Origin of the sequence: Pantoea sp. Ep11b (assembly GCF_040783975.1) — a bacterium.
Classification (GTDB): domain Bacteria; phylum Pseudomonadota; class Gammaproteobacteria; order Enterobacterales; family Enterobacteriaceae; genus Pantoea.
This window is the reverse complement of record NZ_CP160631.1, coordinates 1,948,867-1,963,487: the sequence shown is the minus strand read 5'-3', so window position 1 is coordinate 1,963,487 and position 14,621 is coordinate 1,948,867. Positions and strand designations below refer to the sequence as shown.

The 14,621-nt window shown below is 48.3% G+C and carries 14 protein-coding genes and 1 pseudogene; 2 read left to right on the top strand and 13 right to left on the bottom strand.

The window, feature by feature from the left end; all coding sequences use genetic code 11:
- The first annotated feature begins 147 nt into the window (after positions 1 to 147).
- Complete coding sequence (locus tag AB1748_RS09310; protein WP_111138690.1) at positions 148 to 492, top strand: helix-turn-helix domain-containing protein; 345 nt, start codon at positions 148 to 150, stop codon at positions 490 to 492.
- On the opposite strand, the gene AB1748_RS09305 is transcribed toward AB1748_RS09310, so the two are convergent.
- From AB1748_RS09305 to AB1748_RS09295, 3 genes and pseudogenes are all read right to left on the bottom strand, one after another.
- Positions 482 to 1,534: a LacI family DNA-binding transcriptional regulator gene (locus AB1748_RS09305; RefSeq protein WP_367395387.1), complete on the bottom strand. Its 1,053-nt coding sequence runs from the start codon at positions 1,532 to 1,534 to the stop codon at positions 482 to 484. The genes AB1748_RS09310 and AB1748_RS09305 overlap by 11 nt on opposite strands.
- A 39-nt stretch (positions 1,535 to 1,573) precedes the next feature.
- Complete coding sequence (locus AB1748_RS09300) at positions 1,574 to 2,269, bottom strand: TetR/AcrR family transcriptional regulator (RefSeq protein WP_367395386.1); 696 nt, start codon at positions 2,267 to 2,269, stop codon at positions 1,574 to 1,576.
- 1,839 nt (positions 2,270 to 4,108) lie between these two features.
- Positions 4,109 to 4,276: pseudogene (locus tag AB1748_RS09295) on the bottom strand (isocitrate/isopropylmalate family dehydrogenase); the annotation flags it as partial.
- A 763-nt stretch (positions 4,277 to 5,039) separates the two neighbouring features.
- Between AB1748_RS09295 and AB1748_RS09290 the strand changes: the two are divergent.
- Positions 5,040 to 5,849, top strand: a complete 810-nt coding sequence (locus tag AB1748_RS09290) for an FkbM family methyltransferase (protein ID WP_367395385.1) — start codon at positions 5,040 to 5,042, stop codon at positions 5,847 to 5,849.
- On the opposite strand, the gene AB1748_RS09285 is transcribed toward AB1748_RS09290, so the two are convergent.
- The 10 genes from AB1748_RS09285 to AB1748_RS09240 are packed head-to-tail and all read right to left on the bottom strand — an operon-like array spanning position 5,841 to position 14,487.
- Positions 5,841 to 6,092, bottom strand: a complete 252-nt coding sequence (locus AB1748_RS09285; RefSeq protein ID WP_367395384.1) for a hypothetical protein — start codon at positions 6,090 to 6,092, stop codon at positions 5,841 to 5,843. The two genes, AB1748_RS09290 and AB1748_RS09285, sit on opposite strands and share 9 nt — an antisense overlap.
- Positions 6,092 to 6,928 carry a hypothetical protein gene (locus AB1748_RS09280; RefSeq protein WP_367395383.1) on the bottom strand — a complete coding sequence of 279 codons (837 nt, stop codon included), beginning with the start codon at positions 6,926 to 6,928 and terminating at the stop codon, positions 6,092 to 6,094. Before AB1748_RS09280 ends, AB1748_RS09285 begins: the two co-directional genes overlap by 1 nt.
- A 2-nt stretch (positions 6,929 to 6,930) precedes the next feature.
- Positions 6,931 to 7,512 carry a YmfQ family protein gene (locus AB1748_RS09275; RefSeq protein ID WP_367395382.1) on the bottom strand — a complete coding sequence of 194 codons (582 nt, stop codon included), beginning with the start codon at positions 7,510 to 7,512 and terminating at the stop codon, positions 6,931 to 6,933.
- Positions 7,503 to 8,570 (bottom strand): baseplate J/gp47 family protein, encoded by a 1,068-nt coding sequence (locus AB1748_RS09270; RefSeq protein ID WP_367395381.1) that lies wholly within the window; start codon positions 8,568 to 8,570, stop codon positions 7,503 to 7,505. The genes AB1748_RS09275 and AB1748_RS09270 overlap by 10 nt, the downstream gene beginning before the upstream one ends.
- Complete coding sequence (locus tag AB1748_RS09265; protein ID WP_367395380.1) at positions 8,563 to 8,976, bottom strand: phage GP46 family protein; 414 nt, start codon at positions 8,974 to 8,976, stop codon at positions 8,563 to 8,565. Before AB1748_RS09265 ends, AB1748_RS09270 begins: the two co-directional genes overlap by 8 nt.
- Complete coding sequence (locus AB1748_RS09260) at positions 8,973 to 9,509, bottom strand: phage baseplate assembly protein V (RefSeq protein WP_367396331.1); 537 nt, start codon at positions 9,507 to 9,509, stop codon at positions 8,973 to 8,975. Before AB1748_RS09260 ends, AB1748_RS09265 begins: the two co-directional genes overlap by 4 nt.
- Before the next feature lie 20 nt (positions 9,510 to 9,529).
- Positions 9,530 to 10,600 carry a phage baseplate assembly protein gene (locus tag AB1748_RS09255; RefSeq protein ID WP_367395379.1) on the bottom strand — a complete coding sequence of 357 codons (1,071 nt, stop codon included), beginning with the start codon at positions 10,598 to 10,600 and terminating at the stop codon, positions 9,530 to 9,532.
- Positions 10,597 to 12,006, bottom strand: coding sequence for a DNA circularization protein (locus AB1748_RS09250; protein WP_367395378.1), 1,410 nt, complete (start codon positions 12,004 to 12,006; stop codon positions 10,597 to 10,599). The genes AB1748_RS09255 and AB1748_RS09250 overlap by 4 nt, the downstream gene beginning before the upstream one ends.
- 55 nt (positions 12,007 to 12,061) lie before the next feature.
- Positions 12,062 to 12,412 carry a hypothetical protein gene (locus tag AB1748_RS09245; RefSeq protein WP_367396307.1) on the bottom strand — a complete coding sequence of 117 codons (351 nt, stop codon included), beginning with the start codon at positions 12,410 to 12,412 and terminating at the stop codon, positions 12,062 to 12,064.
- Between the two features lie 56 nt (positions 12,413 to 12,468).
- A complete protein-coding gene (locus tag AB1748_RS09240) occupies positions 12,469 to 14,487 on the bottom strand; it encodes a phage tail tape measure protein (RefSeq protein WP_367396306.1) in 2,019 nt (672 codons plus the stop codon).
- Between the last annotated feature and the right edge of the window lie 134 nt (positions 14,488 to 14,621).

The following is a 14,621-nucleotide window of genomic DNA, read 5'->3' as shown; positions in this document are numbered from 1 at the left end:
AAACAGCAGGTTATTTTTTTGCGGGAAATCACACAGGCAGAAATTTCAGACGTTCACCTGCGTTTGAAGTTGAAAAAAAGCAGTCGCTACTATACTTTTATCTGACAAATCCTATCAACCGATAACATTTCACACCAGGATAAACCTATGTACCTTAAGCATAATGAGAATTTTTTTTTAGCTTTGCTGGAATGGATCGATGGCAACCTTGAAAAAAAAATTAGCATTGATGAAATTGCAAGAAAGGCGGGTTACAGTAAATGGTATTTACAACGGAGTTTCACAGAGTATTATGGCGTCTCTCTGGGAGGTTACATTCGTAAAAGAAGGCTTGATGAAGCTGCGATTAAGCTGAGAAATTCTGATATGAGCACGTTGGATATTGCCTTGTTATACAAGTGGGATAGTCAACAAACCTTTACTCGTTCTTTTAAAAATCAGTTTGGTATCCCACCCGTTCAGTGGAAGAAAAGCCATCAACTCAAAAAATAAACTGGCCCTTTTTGATGCCAAGCGATCTGCTCAGGTTGCAAACCGGAGCATAAATAAAGTCTTTTTTCAAATCATCCTGCTCGTTTACACCAATTAATCTCAGAATGATGTCCTCGCTTATTTTTTTTATCGGTGGTGATACAGTGCTCAAGAACTTCTCAGGAAAATAATTATTAGCGCTACTGTCAAGAGCAATCACGGCTAGCTTTTTCCTTAATATATAGCCGATAGTATATAACTGGTAAAGAATTCCATACGCTAAGATATCATTTGTGGCAACAATGCCATCCGGAAAAACGTTTTCTCTCACAAGGACATTAGCCAGATTCCTGCCAACCTGAAACTGATCTAACTCAATATGGTTCAAAGAGCCTTTAATCGATCTCACTATATCGCTTCTTTTAGAACCCCTTGCATCCTGCATAGAGTAGAACCCATGTATTTTTTGACTAAGCTCCTCATTGATATAGTCTTCGGTGACCATAATGATATCTTTGTGATTGCGTTCGATTAAGGTTTTGGTTGCAAGCCTCGCAGCTTCATAATTGTCCATGCTAAAGCGGTCAAAAAACTTATTCTCGCTTAACAGGCGATTAGGATTATAGCTGTCGTAACTAATCACTTTCATACCGCGCTCTGAAGCCTTTATAAAGTGTGTTTTGAAAACATTGCTTTTAACCACAACGAGCATTGTTACGCCAATTTTAAGCATATCATCTATGAATAATGTTTCTCGAACTGACTCCTCATAGCCACTCCCTGATATGACGCTGTAATCAAATTTAGCTGCGGCCTGTTCTAAGCTTTTTATTATTAACGTATATCTTTCACTGGCAGCTGACGGCAGCAGTAGCGCAATGATATTTTTACTCTGTTTAAATTTTTGCTGAGGAATAAGATGAGAGCAACCCATTTCCTCGATTACAGATTTTATTCTGACCCAGGTTTCTGTTCGCATTTTTTCTGGTCGATTATTAATAAAGTTAGATACCGTAGCAGGAGAAACACCTGCAGCCTGAGCGATGATCCTGACACTAGCCATCAGATATCCTATGAGGTATTTTATTTATATTGAAAGCAGTTAAGATTTATAGCTATTTAAAAGAGTACTGCAATGTGTTCTAACAGAAACCTTTAACACTATTAGCTTTTCATCATCAGCCGTATAGTATTGCCCAAATGGCAGAAAAGCGTTTCTCATGAACTGGAATGGCAATGCAAGCCCCAATGTATAGTGTGTCCTCAAGGCTATTTCTTCATAGGTTACAGAAGGATCTGAAAGTAACCTTATTGTCAGAAACACGGCGCTATGGAGTTTACTTTCCAGCACAGAAAATATTTTACGAGATCTGTCCGGAGTGTTTGTAGTTTGGATCTTCGTTATTAAATTAGCAGTCCCAGGACTACTGATTTCAGAAAAAATAGTTTCAACAATTTTTTCCATCAGTGCACAAACTGAATCATGAGCAGACTCTTTATCATTCACCAGAACAGCCTGCTCAATGTCGGCAATGATAGGATCGTATCGGTTCAGACAAAAATCGACTATCTCCTGTGTGCATTCATTGAATATTCCCTCCTTGCTGCCGAAATAATATTGAAGAACGGGCGTCGTAACACCTGCTCTTGACGCTATGATGCGTGTTGTAGCACCATCAAATCCCATCTCGCCAAATACATCGGTCGCAGCGTTAAGAATCTCTTTTCGGGTTTTCTTGCTTCCGGCATATGACCTTTCGGGACGATACCTGACAACCCCACTTTCCTCGCTTGCCATAAAAGCCCTTATTATCATTGACTTATGTTCGTAAAAGAACGTCATTTGAAAATTCTATCACTTGATATAAATTATATCAAGTGACTGCCAGTGCAGATTTAAATCGCCGCTTTTTTCAAAAATTCCACCGCTCATGCATAAAGGGGGCATAACAGATGTCGATTTTTTTTCGATTTAAAAAATCAGATTTAATGCTGCCTGCATTATTCTTTGTAAGTATAAACAGCGCTTACGCTTCCTATTCCACACCAGTTGTGAGTGTAATCCGTGCTGATGGCGCAGATGATTTATGCCGAAGAACAGACGCAACCAATGTTACTACTCCACTCTATTGCATCGATATCAAAGAGTTAAATGATACATGCTTTAAATGTCAGCGTGCATCTGATAAAGACCAGATATATAGCGTGCCTTCTCACAGTAACCATACCCGTTTAGTCTGCAAGCGACCTCTGGAAACGATGGCGAGAGTCTGCCTTCACCTGTAGCCAATCATATAAAATGGAAAGCTCCGCTATGTAAAATTTCTTTATCACAAAATATTTAACACAAAAGGAAATAGCAGTCTCTGATGTTTTTTGCTTATAGTGCGATTGCACTAAAACTTAAATAAATAAAGCATTTTTAATACAACTTTAAAAGCTTTGATTAATAGAGACTTTTTCTCACCTGCCCGCTTTTCGCATTTTACGTACTTTTTTTAATTCCGTTGAATGGGTTGAAATTATAAAACCCTTGAACATAATCACTGTCGATCCTTGATCCTGGCATTTCTTTTCCTTTGTCACTAAAGGTGGCCCCTTATCCGGGGGCTTTTTTTTTTGCGATGTGTTTTACTCATTGAGGACCTAAACTGACCACACCCGCAATATTTCTGATCTTTGATGCTAAAAATCACAAGACATGTGGCTTATACACTTCATCCAGCCAGGCTCTGGGTTAACGGTTACTTAAGATAACCAGACCTGATTCTGATTAAGGGAGTGACGGTGAATTTACCTGATTCACAGGATGAGACGGTCTGAGATGGATTTTCAGGCCCTTCCGGCATTGCATCCATAATGCTTCACCAAACATCAAAATGGATTGGGATGCTTTTATACGATTTTTTCTTTTTAAGATTACGATAAGAGCTGGTCAACGATATTGTCCCTACCTGTTTGTGTAAGTGCGTTCTCCTCAGCAGTGTCAGAGACAGTCGGCTGCCAGCGTGATTGATTTCTCAGCAGTGCATGACCTGCTCAGGCGCAAGGCTGATCGCGTACTGGTGAAACAAATCAGCTCCTGAAGACACTCTGCGGGACATCATGCTGCTCTATCACCCAGTGCCTGATAGCCTCCTGCTCATGGTGCTTATGAATGAGTCGCAGAACGTTCTTAATGGTGTCCAGTGGCATTACGGCGTGAACTGATTGTTCTGCAGACTCTGCCGATGGGTATACGCAAATTAAAAGACAACGACCTATTCAGGGAGCCAGTCCCAACTCTGCCAGCCCGATCGAGACAGCAAAAATGGCATGATCCGTCACAGCCTGCCCAGGCTCGCTGCGGCTGGCGTATCAATAGAACAGCGCGTGTTATTGGACAGGCAGTCGCGCCAGTTAAGAAAAGAGAGATTTTTGTCTGACGGCTATAGCGTCTGTAAGCGTGGATTCACAGCACCTGTCAGGTCATCAAAAAACAGACGCAGGCGAATCCTGTAATGACGACAGGGAAAAAGGTTGATTGCAGGTGACAGGTTAAAACGCTCTTTTTCGGGGAGTTTTGCAAAAGGATTTAACTGAAAGGAGTCCACTCCGATCCCTTTGAAGCAAATCGGAGTGGACTTAGCACACACTATTACATATTTTCGATGATTGCGTCACCAAACTCTGAGCATTTCAGCAGTTTAGCGCCATCCATCAGGCGTTCGAAATCGTAAGTCACAGTCTTGTTAGCGATAGCGCCTTCAACACCTTTAACAATCAGGTCAGCCGCTTCGAACCACTCCAGATGACGCAGCATTACATTAACATAAGGGGATTAAGGCACTGATAAGAAAAGAAAAAAATAATTAAATACTAGTTTGTATTATGCTTTTTGAAAGAAAATTTAATTTATTAAGATCAATGGATTAATTATTGTTTTGCAGAAAGATTAAACACCGGCTTTTTTATGGGAAGTTAAAAAGCTTGCCGCTTACGCTTGTCATCTGACGGCCCGACTCTAAGCTCAATTTGTTGTGAGCGGCATGCGCTCCTACCGCTTGATAATGAGACGCCGGGCTGGCTCGCCTGACGCCTCGTCACAACCTGAGACGCCTCGTAAGAGTATCACTGGTTTCACCACAACTTATGCCTGCTACCCACCTCGGAGCAGGTATTTTTTTAACCGCGCATTTCCCTCTGCCGTTTATGACCGGTTGAATCATTTCTTGCACAGGCGTCACACTCGAAATCCAAATACGCTCTAAGCTTCCTATGTCAGCTTTAGCTGATGATATGGATTTCCTGGTTGGTCTTACTTTACGCCCGTGTAACGCGGGCTTTTTTATGCCTGCCTCTTGGTTACCTTTCATGCAAAGGTATACCCTAAGATTTACCATCCTGCAGTCTGCTCAGAGAGGCGCGGTATACCCCTGCCCCGTAGCCGGCGCTTTTTTATGTCGCTCAGAAATTTACTTTCTAAGTTTCAAGCAAAACTACAATTGGGCTTGTGAGTTAAGATAAGGTAATCTTTAAAAAGCTACCGCTAAAAGGCTAATGGAGCAAAATAAACTAGAGGGTTTTTTATGTATTATACTGAAATTGAAGGGAATATTAAAAATACAGGAAGTGCCTTTATAAGCATAAATGACTTCCCGGTAAAGCTTGACCTTTCAAATCCGCATGAGAGACGCTATGCGGCTTGCGCCATTCTGGATGTGCAGTATCCGCAATATGACATAGACAGGATGCTTATCAGCAAATTTGTTCGTGAAGGCGATTGTGTTTTAGATGCCGGCGCAAATATTGGTCTGACCGCGTTGCTTTTCCTTGCTAGTGGGGCATCTTCGGTAACTGCAATTGAGCCTATACCTGAGATTTACAGCAGAATTAAAAGCATTGGTTGCTCTCAGATTAAGCCGCTAAAGGCTGCCTTGTCCAACAAGGAAGGTTTGATTGACATATATGTTTCCGAGGCGCACAACCAAGGCTCTACATATGACCTTGAAAGCGTAAATATGTTCAGGCACATCTTCAGTGAAGAACCTAAGAAAATATGTGTACCTAAAATAACCATTGATGGAATCAACGGAAATTTTGACGTCTGGAAAATGGATATAGAGGGGGCGGAAAAGGACGCATTGATGGGCGCCTGCAGAACACTGGAGACCAATCCCCCTAGAGTAATATTCTCTGAACTGTGGGGAGATAAGTTTGAAGAGTTCTATGAAATTATCAGGCACACACACCAATACGCTTATAGAGCAGTGATTTCAAAGGATGGATATAATCTAAGGCTTATAGAGCCTGCACAGTTTCAGGACGCCGAGAGCGATTATCACTCCATTTCTCCGACCTTTGTCTTTCTCCAGGAACCGCACGCAGGGTCAGTCTGATTCTTTAGTGTCTGCTTCAGCTGGGACTTGGGATGGATCTTCAATAGGGTTTGACGTCAGCTTGAACCCTTTATCAAAATAAAAAAGACCATTCTTTTTGTTGTAAAACATACCTATCTGGCACGGCTTATCTGCAATTGGAACAAAATAATAACCGGATATTTTGAAGTCATCGTTTTCTGCAACAATGGTGTTAAGCACTTCAATATCGCCATCTGCAATCATAGCTAGGTCAACTGTCATTACGCATACTCCTCAATAATCATTAATCCTGACACCCCCGGATTTCCCTGCACGGCCGTAGTTGTAGCAGGCAGGCCAATTCCCCCAGACCCGTAATAGCCCCCTTCAATTGGAGAAGGTAATGGCATCTGACCAAGGTTAGTTCCAGGCACTACTTGAATGACTGTGCTTGCCTTGGTGATTCCACCTGATGAGTTAATAGGTGTGATTGTTGAGGTGATTGGCCTACTGGATATACTGGCTCCAGCCGCATTTGCCCCTGTAGAAAGTGGCATTGATACGCCTCCTGGGCCGCCGGGAAGTGTGAAAACAGATCCGAAAGAAGTTGCACCTCCCGTCCCGCCTGTATTCTGCCCGGCCGCCGCAGGGCTTCCGCCCGATCCAATCACAATCGAAACTGGAGCAGTGAACGCAGATACAGGAATCCAAATATCAATATACTGACCATAATATCCTCCCTGTGACATTCCTCCGCTGCCAGAAGTAGTGGCTGGTTCACTACCGCTGGCGCCACCGCCCGCCACTGCTTTAATGCGCAGAAACTTGGTTCCCGGGCTCGGCGTGTAGTTGGTTGATGTGAGAATTGGTTTAACTCCTAGCAGCCTTCCATTGCTTAATAAGGCTTTTATGGCCGCCAGTAGTTGAGAATTGTTACTTTTATCTAAAGATAACCCCGCTGATTCAATAACTCTGGCAATCTCTTCCTGCACCGAATCAAAAAAATCAGCGTCAAGTGCTGTGGGCAATTCACCTGTCTGCGGATTACCGCCAGTGAATCCATTTTTACCCACGCCGAATTTATCTTTCTGGGCAGTAGATGTACTAATACGATGCATTTTTACTCCGGATATCTGAAAATTAAGTAAGTATGGGAGGGAGCCAGCTTATTAAGCACGCACTCTGCAACGGTATCTCCCCATGTTCTGAGGCTGTCAGTGCAGTTACTGATGGTTGTCATTGGAGCTATCTGAGTCGTCACTGGCATGTTCACCTGCCAGTAGTAACGCCACTCATCGCTGTAAAGCGAATCAGTGCAGTCAGACATGCAGGTAAACTGGCTCCTGCTGTACCGGGTGATGATCACATCGGTATAGCCAAGCGCACTCAGCTGTCCCAGATAGAAAGCTTCATTGATACCACCTGGCAGGTTTAACTTTGCATCCAGCCGCTGGCGCCTTTGCTGAAGGGTCTGAACGCCTGGCGGTGCGCAGCTGTCAGGAAATCCGCTAATCTGCTCATAGCGATCGATCAGCTCAGTAACTGAGCGTGGATCGGTCTCCTGCATCAGCGCATCAACACGACCATGGACCGCAGCCAGCGACGGTGCAAAACCCGCCAGCAGCAGATCGTCTGCATCCCATGCGGGGCCTCGCGGAAGAAGCGCCCCTAGCATCTGGTGATACTGAGCTGTCAGGTCCATGAAATACTCCCCACCACTCCTACTTCACCCTTTGCAATCGGGATGTCCGCAGTTGGGCTGACCAATGTATGACTGTATTCACCCGCTGCGATGCTGATTGCCTCACTAATACGAGACGGCTTAAGCACTCCCTCCGGGACCCCGTCGCGCAGCATCATCGAACGCAACTCTGCCTCAACGGCATACCGGACTTCCGGCGTGTCCGGGTTGAGCCGAATCTGGAAATTGACTACATGAGTAGAGGCGGCGAAAGCGTATATGTCTGCGCCGGCTACGGGCGCACGCGGTTCGATATAGGCCTGTACGGTTGCCACTGTGGCCGCATCCGGAACAGGATTTATCAGATCGCTGCTGGCCACCATTACGCCAACCGTGCCCCGGCCGCTCCAGTGCCGGTAAGTCCAAGCGCGGGTGATGCCAGGCACCTCTTTAGCCCATACCTCATAATCTCCATCGGCGCCACCCTGCGGAGTCCAGTACCATCGCTCGATGATGCGTGCCCGCCAGACTTCCAAATCTTCAATATCCGCGCCGCCCTGAATGCTGTCGGCCACTCCCGCGGACGTCAGGCCGTTGATGGGGCTCACCAGTCGCATCGCCAGCCCGTCATCGGTGTTGCCAGACTTTCCAGCCACATCGCAGATGACCGGCACGCGCAGTGTGCCTCCCGCTGACGTGGCCGCCGCTGTTGTGGTGTAGGCTGTCAGATCATCGCGCTGGATAATCACGCCTGCCGGGACGGTTATATCTTTCGCAGTAATGTCCCAGCGCACGTAGCCCGCTGCTTCTGTAGCCGCTTTGCGCGGGCAGCGCTTCATGTTGGCATGTCGCCTGAGCCAGTCCTCATCAGCGAGATCTGGCAGAAGGTTTCGGGCAAGGTAGTCGATATAGCCATAGACGGTGTGAACCGCTGCCGCCTGAACCCGTCCATAGACTTCGGCGTCAGTACGGCGCAGTGCTGCCAGTGCAGAATCTGCCGAGAGACGGGTAAGGATATCGTTGCGGACGGTGGTGATTAACTGGGGGAGTGTCGGGCGGGTAAATCCGCTGTCAGCCATTAAGTTCACTCCATAAATCGTCAAAGGAAAATGCAGCCTGGTTACCGTCTTTCTGGCTGATAACCACTGAGGCACTAAGGATACTGATTCCGGTTCTCTCGGCCCTGACGTCCACACTGACCGCCACGCCATCATCCACCAGCCACTGAAGTGCCTGGCTGATATATTCACGAACTTTCAGGGGTGTTTTATTGGTCAGCTTTTCGCGACTGAGAAGATAAAGGCGTGACCCGATGCGGTCATTCTGCACAGTCGGGAAGCTGTCACCCCACCAGCCATTATCCTGCTCCGGATTATCGTCAGGCTCAGCCTTTCGCCAGGAGAACAATGAGATAATGACGGCGCGGGTCAGAGAGTCAGGCGGCCACGTCACATCACGCTGGATGCCATTAATCATCACTATCATGGCGCCTCCATTTTCTGCGTTGTCACATCTGTGATGCCACCGCCATCGCCGTTTTCTCTATGCTTATGACCGTTGTAAGCAACACGCATTGCTGACATAGTCAGGCCGGATGAGTCGCACTTGTCTTTAATTTCACCGGTTGCCTCGATATCCATTTCGAATCGGGCTTTCGGCGCATTGGTGAAGGTGATCGGCTTGCCTGCACCGTTAACAATGATTCCATTCCGGGTGAGCGTGACCGACTGCCCCTGATCGTCATACACCGCCACCTCGCCGGGCGTAAGGCCCCTGACGCGGAAGCGACGGTCAGAGACAACCAGCACCACCCCGTGTGACCTGTCACCGTCAAAGTAGGCGGCCACCGCCTCTGCACCGGTCAGCGGCGCGGCAGTAAAGCCGTAAGGCTCCATATGCTCAATATCGCCTTTGCCCTCGCCTCCGGCCATTTCAACCTGAAGCATCTGGCACTTTGTGGCTGTATTAAGACCACGAACTACCGCGCGGGCCAGCAGGTTTGAAAGCGCACGACCCATGCCTGACATCGGGTTAGCCATCAGAAATCATCCTCTTCTTTCTTTTTCCTTCGTTTCCCTGGCTTAGCCGGTTCAGGAAGATAAGCATCAGCCGGACCGACCCGTATTTCGGAAACGGTACCTTTCTCGTCCTGCTGGTAAGTCACCTCAGCGATGACCATCTGACGATTGTTAAAGCCGAGGATGGAGTCGAACACGACCACCTGCAGGTTAGGCAGCCAGAGTGATCCGTCGCCCTGCCGCCAGCCCTGTACTGTGTAGGTCACTTCATCGGTACGTGCAGCACGCTGGCGCATCTCAAATTCCGCGCGAGCGCTGCAGGTTGCCGTGGTGGCGTTGCCGGTCTGACGAATAATCATCGGACGGTAGCGATTCAGTCCGCCATCAATAGTCTTTGAGCGAATGGCCGTAGTCGTGGCCTCGCCAAAGTCATCGTCATTACCCTTTCGCTGACCGGACACCTGATAGTCGCTGAAACGGTCGCGGATGCTCTTTTCTGTGTCGCAGGAAAGAATATTTTCACCCAGCACCAGCGCGGTATGCGCCTGCTGACTGCCGATGCCGCCTATCACCAGATTGCCCTGCGCGTCGTCATACGCCAGCGCCTGTTGCAGACCGAGCATTTTGTTCAGCACGTCCATGACTGTTTCACCCTGATCGGCCTGAACACCCTGAAGCGCACCTGAAGCACCGCCCGCATCCACTACCTTGATGCTGAACGGCTTTGCCAGCTCAGCGGCAACTTGTTCCAGTGATCGTCCGGCATACTGCGATGGCGTGGCCGAGCAGTCGATGAGGTCGGCGGTCTTGCTACGACCGGATATCCCGACGCTAATACTACGTGCGTCATACCGGACCGGCGTTGCTTCGATAAAGCCCGTCAGCACTTTGTCAGTGCCTATCAACACTTCAACAAGGTCACCGTTATTAATCCGGCTGCTGCGGTTGGCCTGGCCAGTATCGCCGGGCCAGCTACGGGTAATCTCAACGGTGAAATCACGGGCAATGCGCTCAATACCGGCGGCGATCCGGACCGAAGTCCAGCCGCCCCACTCCTGCCCGTTCACCCGGAGAATAACTGTGTTGTTCATCTAACCGGCACCCTCAGTGTCTGAACCGGCACGAAGCCGGGGTGGCGAATGCCGTTGCGTGCGGTGATGTCACCGGCCCGCGATGCAGAGTCGTACCAGTCTGCGGCCAGCACAAGCGCGGGCATTACCTGCGAAGGTGTGCGCTCCGTCATGCGTTCAACCTGCTCAATCCGTGCTGAAATATCGCGATTCAGGTCAGTGCGCACGGTAACCAGCGCCTGATACAGCCCGTCATCAGAAACCCGCTCCATCTCACGATCAATGGCTTCATTGAGGCTATCACGCACCTGAGCGAGGTCATCCCATGTGATGACCATACCGCTATCGGTCGATGATGTGCCCCCTGATGAAGCTGAGGCAGTGGTAACGGATGCCCGTGATGTGGCTGTAGTCGTGGTGGATGCGGTCAATACAGATGTTGCTGTAGTGTCAGCGGCTACCGGCTGAATGTTGCTGACGGCCGGGTGCGATACCCTGACCGGCTGCAGCGTGTCCTGCTGGCGCGTGACTGTTCGGTTTGCAGTTTGAGGCAGGCTTGTTACCGCCGTGGCTGCTTCACTGATTGCCGTAGTGCGCACAGCCTGCGCCACATAGTTACGCTGTATAGTCTGCGTTTGTGCCGTTTTGCTGTCAGTATTCCAGATGCCTCGCGGGGCCAGTCCGGAGTCTAAGGTGACGCCAGTCAGTCCCTTAATCATCGCCATCAGGTCAGAAGCGTTGCCGGTAAGGCGCGAGCCTGCACGCCACATGGTCTGAAGACGGTTAACAAAACTCATGCCGCTGGAAGGCGGATTTAGTAGCACCGACAGGTCTCCCTGCATCAGGCGTGATGCCGCGCTTATACCCGAATCAACGTACTGAAAAGCGCTGGTTACGTTGCTGAACATGCCAGTTGCCTCATCCAGCACACCGTCCTGCAGGAAGTCCGGCATGCCATCCATGCCAAAGGCACCGAAAGCTGAAGATATAGCGTCGTCCAGAAAAGACACCGACGACGACAGTTTCTGTCCTGTCGCCAGCCCTGCAGTCGGAAACGACAGCTCGCCCGACTCAATAAAGCTGAAGTTCACCCGACACATGCGGCCTTCGCTCTGCGAGTGGCTGACGCGAACCGTATCATCCACAACTACTGTCATCTCGCCGTAGTAGGGATGAACAAGCGTACATGCCCCCGGCTTCTCAATTGCCTCAATCAGCCGGTTACGCTGCTCAAAGATATCGTCCCCAATGAGATAAGCCTGAACGCTGAAGCGGCGCGTCGCCCGGCCTAAATCTTCAGCCCACGGCTTGTCCCTGTTGGGGTATTCATGCACCTGCACACGGCGCCCAAAGGTTGCCTCATCTTCCTCTACCTTAAACCGAACGCCCCGCAGCGAGGCATCCTGCAGATTGTCTATCCAGCTCATTGCATACTCCAGACGAAAAAAAACCCGCCGTAGCGGGTTTTTTTAAGATTCAATATTATTTCTTATAGAAAACACTGATGTGACTTCCTAATTTATTCTTTCCGATTTCATAGTCAGGATTGTATGTCACCGCATTATGTATACCGACGCCAATTGCAGTCGCAATGCCAAAAAGCTGGGTGAATCCTGTAGGGACTGCAATTCCAGCAATTGCCGCTGTCCGGTACTCAGTGTAAACCCTGCAAGTCATTTGCTGGCGCTCAATCTCTCGCTCAATGCGATTCACGCCTAATGAAATCTCGTCAACATCTATGACCTGAAATGAAGCTTTTTTTTCGATAAATTCTTTTAACGCTGATTCGGTTAAATCTTTAGCTAAAACCTTTGTAAATATCAGATCCGTCATACATCCTCCTTTTGCTAGAAAATATATATCGGATGAAAATAAGTTTACTTTAACATCTATTGAGAAAATCTATTGTAGCCAACATCCAAATCAAGCCAAGGCAGATTTCCACCTACCGGAGTTACTCGCATTCCTTGCGGAGCATCCTCAAAACTTACTTTAAGCTCTCCCTGTCTTGCTGGCTCCTTAAGCAAGGACGGCATAGATAGATTTGGGTTTGCCATCTGAGGATTGCCTGTTGAATTCTGCCTTTGAAGTTTAAACCAGTCGCCAGCTCCCCAGTCCTCTTTGAGCGATTCCCAAAACGGCTTTGTTTCACCTCTATTGTCAACCACCTGAGATGGAGCGGAAGGGATTTTACCCGGTAATTTGAGATTTCCAGCGTCTAAATCTCTCTGGTTGTTATACCATCCGCCAGCTTTCAGCCTCTTCTTAAATGACTCCCAAAATGATTCGGTGCCATCTTTTTTAGTTACTGCATCAGATATCTCTTCCAGCTTCTTAAACATGTAGAGCGCAACAGCTATAGAAACTGTTAAGGCGCTAAGTTTGCTTATTTTGCTCAGGACAGCGAGTAAACCGCTTGCCTTCGCTGTAGCGGTCGTAAGTGATCCAATTACCTGAAGAGTGAAGGCTCCTGCCATCACCCCACCAATTCCGGTAATGATGCCATTCATACCGCCCAGAGATTCCGTCAGGCCGTCTATTTTTGTCCAGACCCTTTCAACTACCGGGCCGAACTTATCCCAGTCAGAAATTAAAATCCCGATTCCCAGGGCGGCCAATCGAAGAAACACGCCCATTGGAGAGAGCTTAAGCCCCTGTCCCAGAATCCCAAGGGCAAAATTAATACCCAGCAGGCCCAGCTTCATTCCAACAAAACCTGCTGCGATACCAAATGCACCACGGATGACGTTCGGGTTTTTGTCAGCAAACTCAGTAAACCGCTCCGACATATCACCCAGCCAGCTAACTAGCCGTTTTGCATCACCGGCAAAAGCGCCGCCGATTGCCGCAAGACCGTTTACCGCTGTACCGGTCAATGACTCCCAGATATTCGAAAGCGTACTGAGCTGCGCATTAACACGCTTGTTAAGGTCCGCCTGCTTTCCCATTTTCTCCTGAATCTGTTCATAGCCGGTTTTACCTTTATCAATCAGGGCATTCAACACCTGCAGTGTTTCGGCATCATCACCAAATATCTGCTTAATGATGGTGGTTTTTTGCTTGGTGGTTAATAATTGAAGCTTGTTCAGCTGCTTGAAGAGATTATCAATGCCGCCGAATTCACCCTTACCATCGGTAAAATCTAAATGAATACCTTTACGGCTTAGCAGCTTATTGGCTGCCTTCATCTTCTTACCGTCAAAGCCAGCCTGAAAAACTTTTCGGAGGGCGTTACCTGAAGCCTCTCCCTCCATCCCCATCTGGTCCATCATCACGGAAATTGGTGCCAGAGCACGGGCCGCCGTCAAGCCATCTTTGCTGACCATCTTAAGAATCGAGCTGGTCTTAGAAAAGAATGACAGCATGTTAGTGTCATCAACCCCCAGATAAAAAGCTTTCTGGATGGTGTCGAATAACCCCATCATATCTTCAGAAGCCGTGCCGGTGGCATCCTGCATTTTTGCAGCAAACTCTGCAGCAGCCTCAGGTGTCTTCTTAAGCTGAACCGCCAGATAAGCGGAAGCCTCACCAACGCCACTCAGGATGTTCTGAGCTGGAATACCCTGCCTGACAAGCATCTGCATCATGTTCTGAAAGTCAGCAGTGGTGCCAGGCAGTTTATTACCCAGACCGATGGCGAGCTTATTGATTTTTTCGAAATCAGAGCCAACCGCGCCGCTGGCATCCATCATGGCAACTTTCAGGCCAGTGGCGGCATCTTCCTGTTTGGCAAAAGCAACCAGCGAGCCTGTCAGACCGACAGCAAGACCACCGGCCATAGCCATGCCACCCCTGCCCGCTTCATCTGCATCCTTACGGAACCGGCGGAGGTTCTTTTGCATGCGGCCAAGTGCAGGTGAAAGCCTGTCAACGCCAGTGATAAGCGCCTTCAGTTCAAATTCAGCCATTGGCTTTTCGCTCCCGTTCTATCCGGTTCGCCTGGTCTATAAGCAACTGCAGGCTTTTTAAGTCCTCACTCAGGACTTCCAGAGGATTTATGCGCCAGTAACTGGCGCAATCGAAGTACAGATTGAGCAGCTCT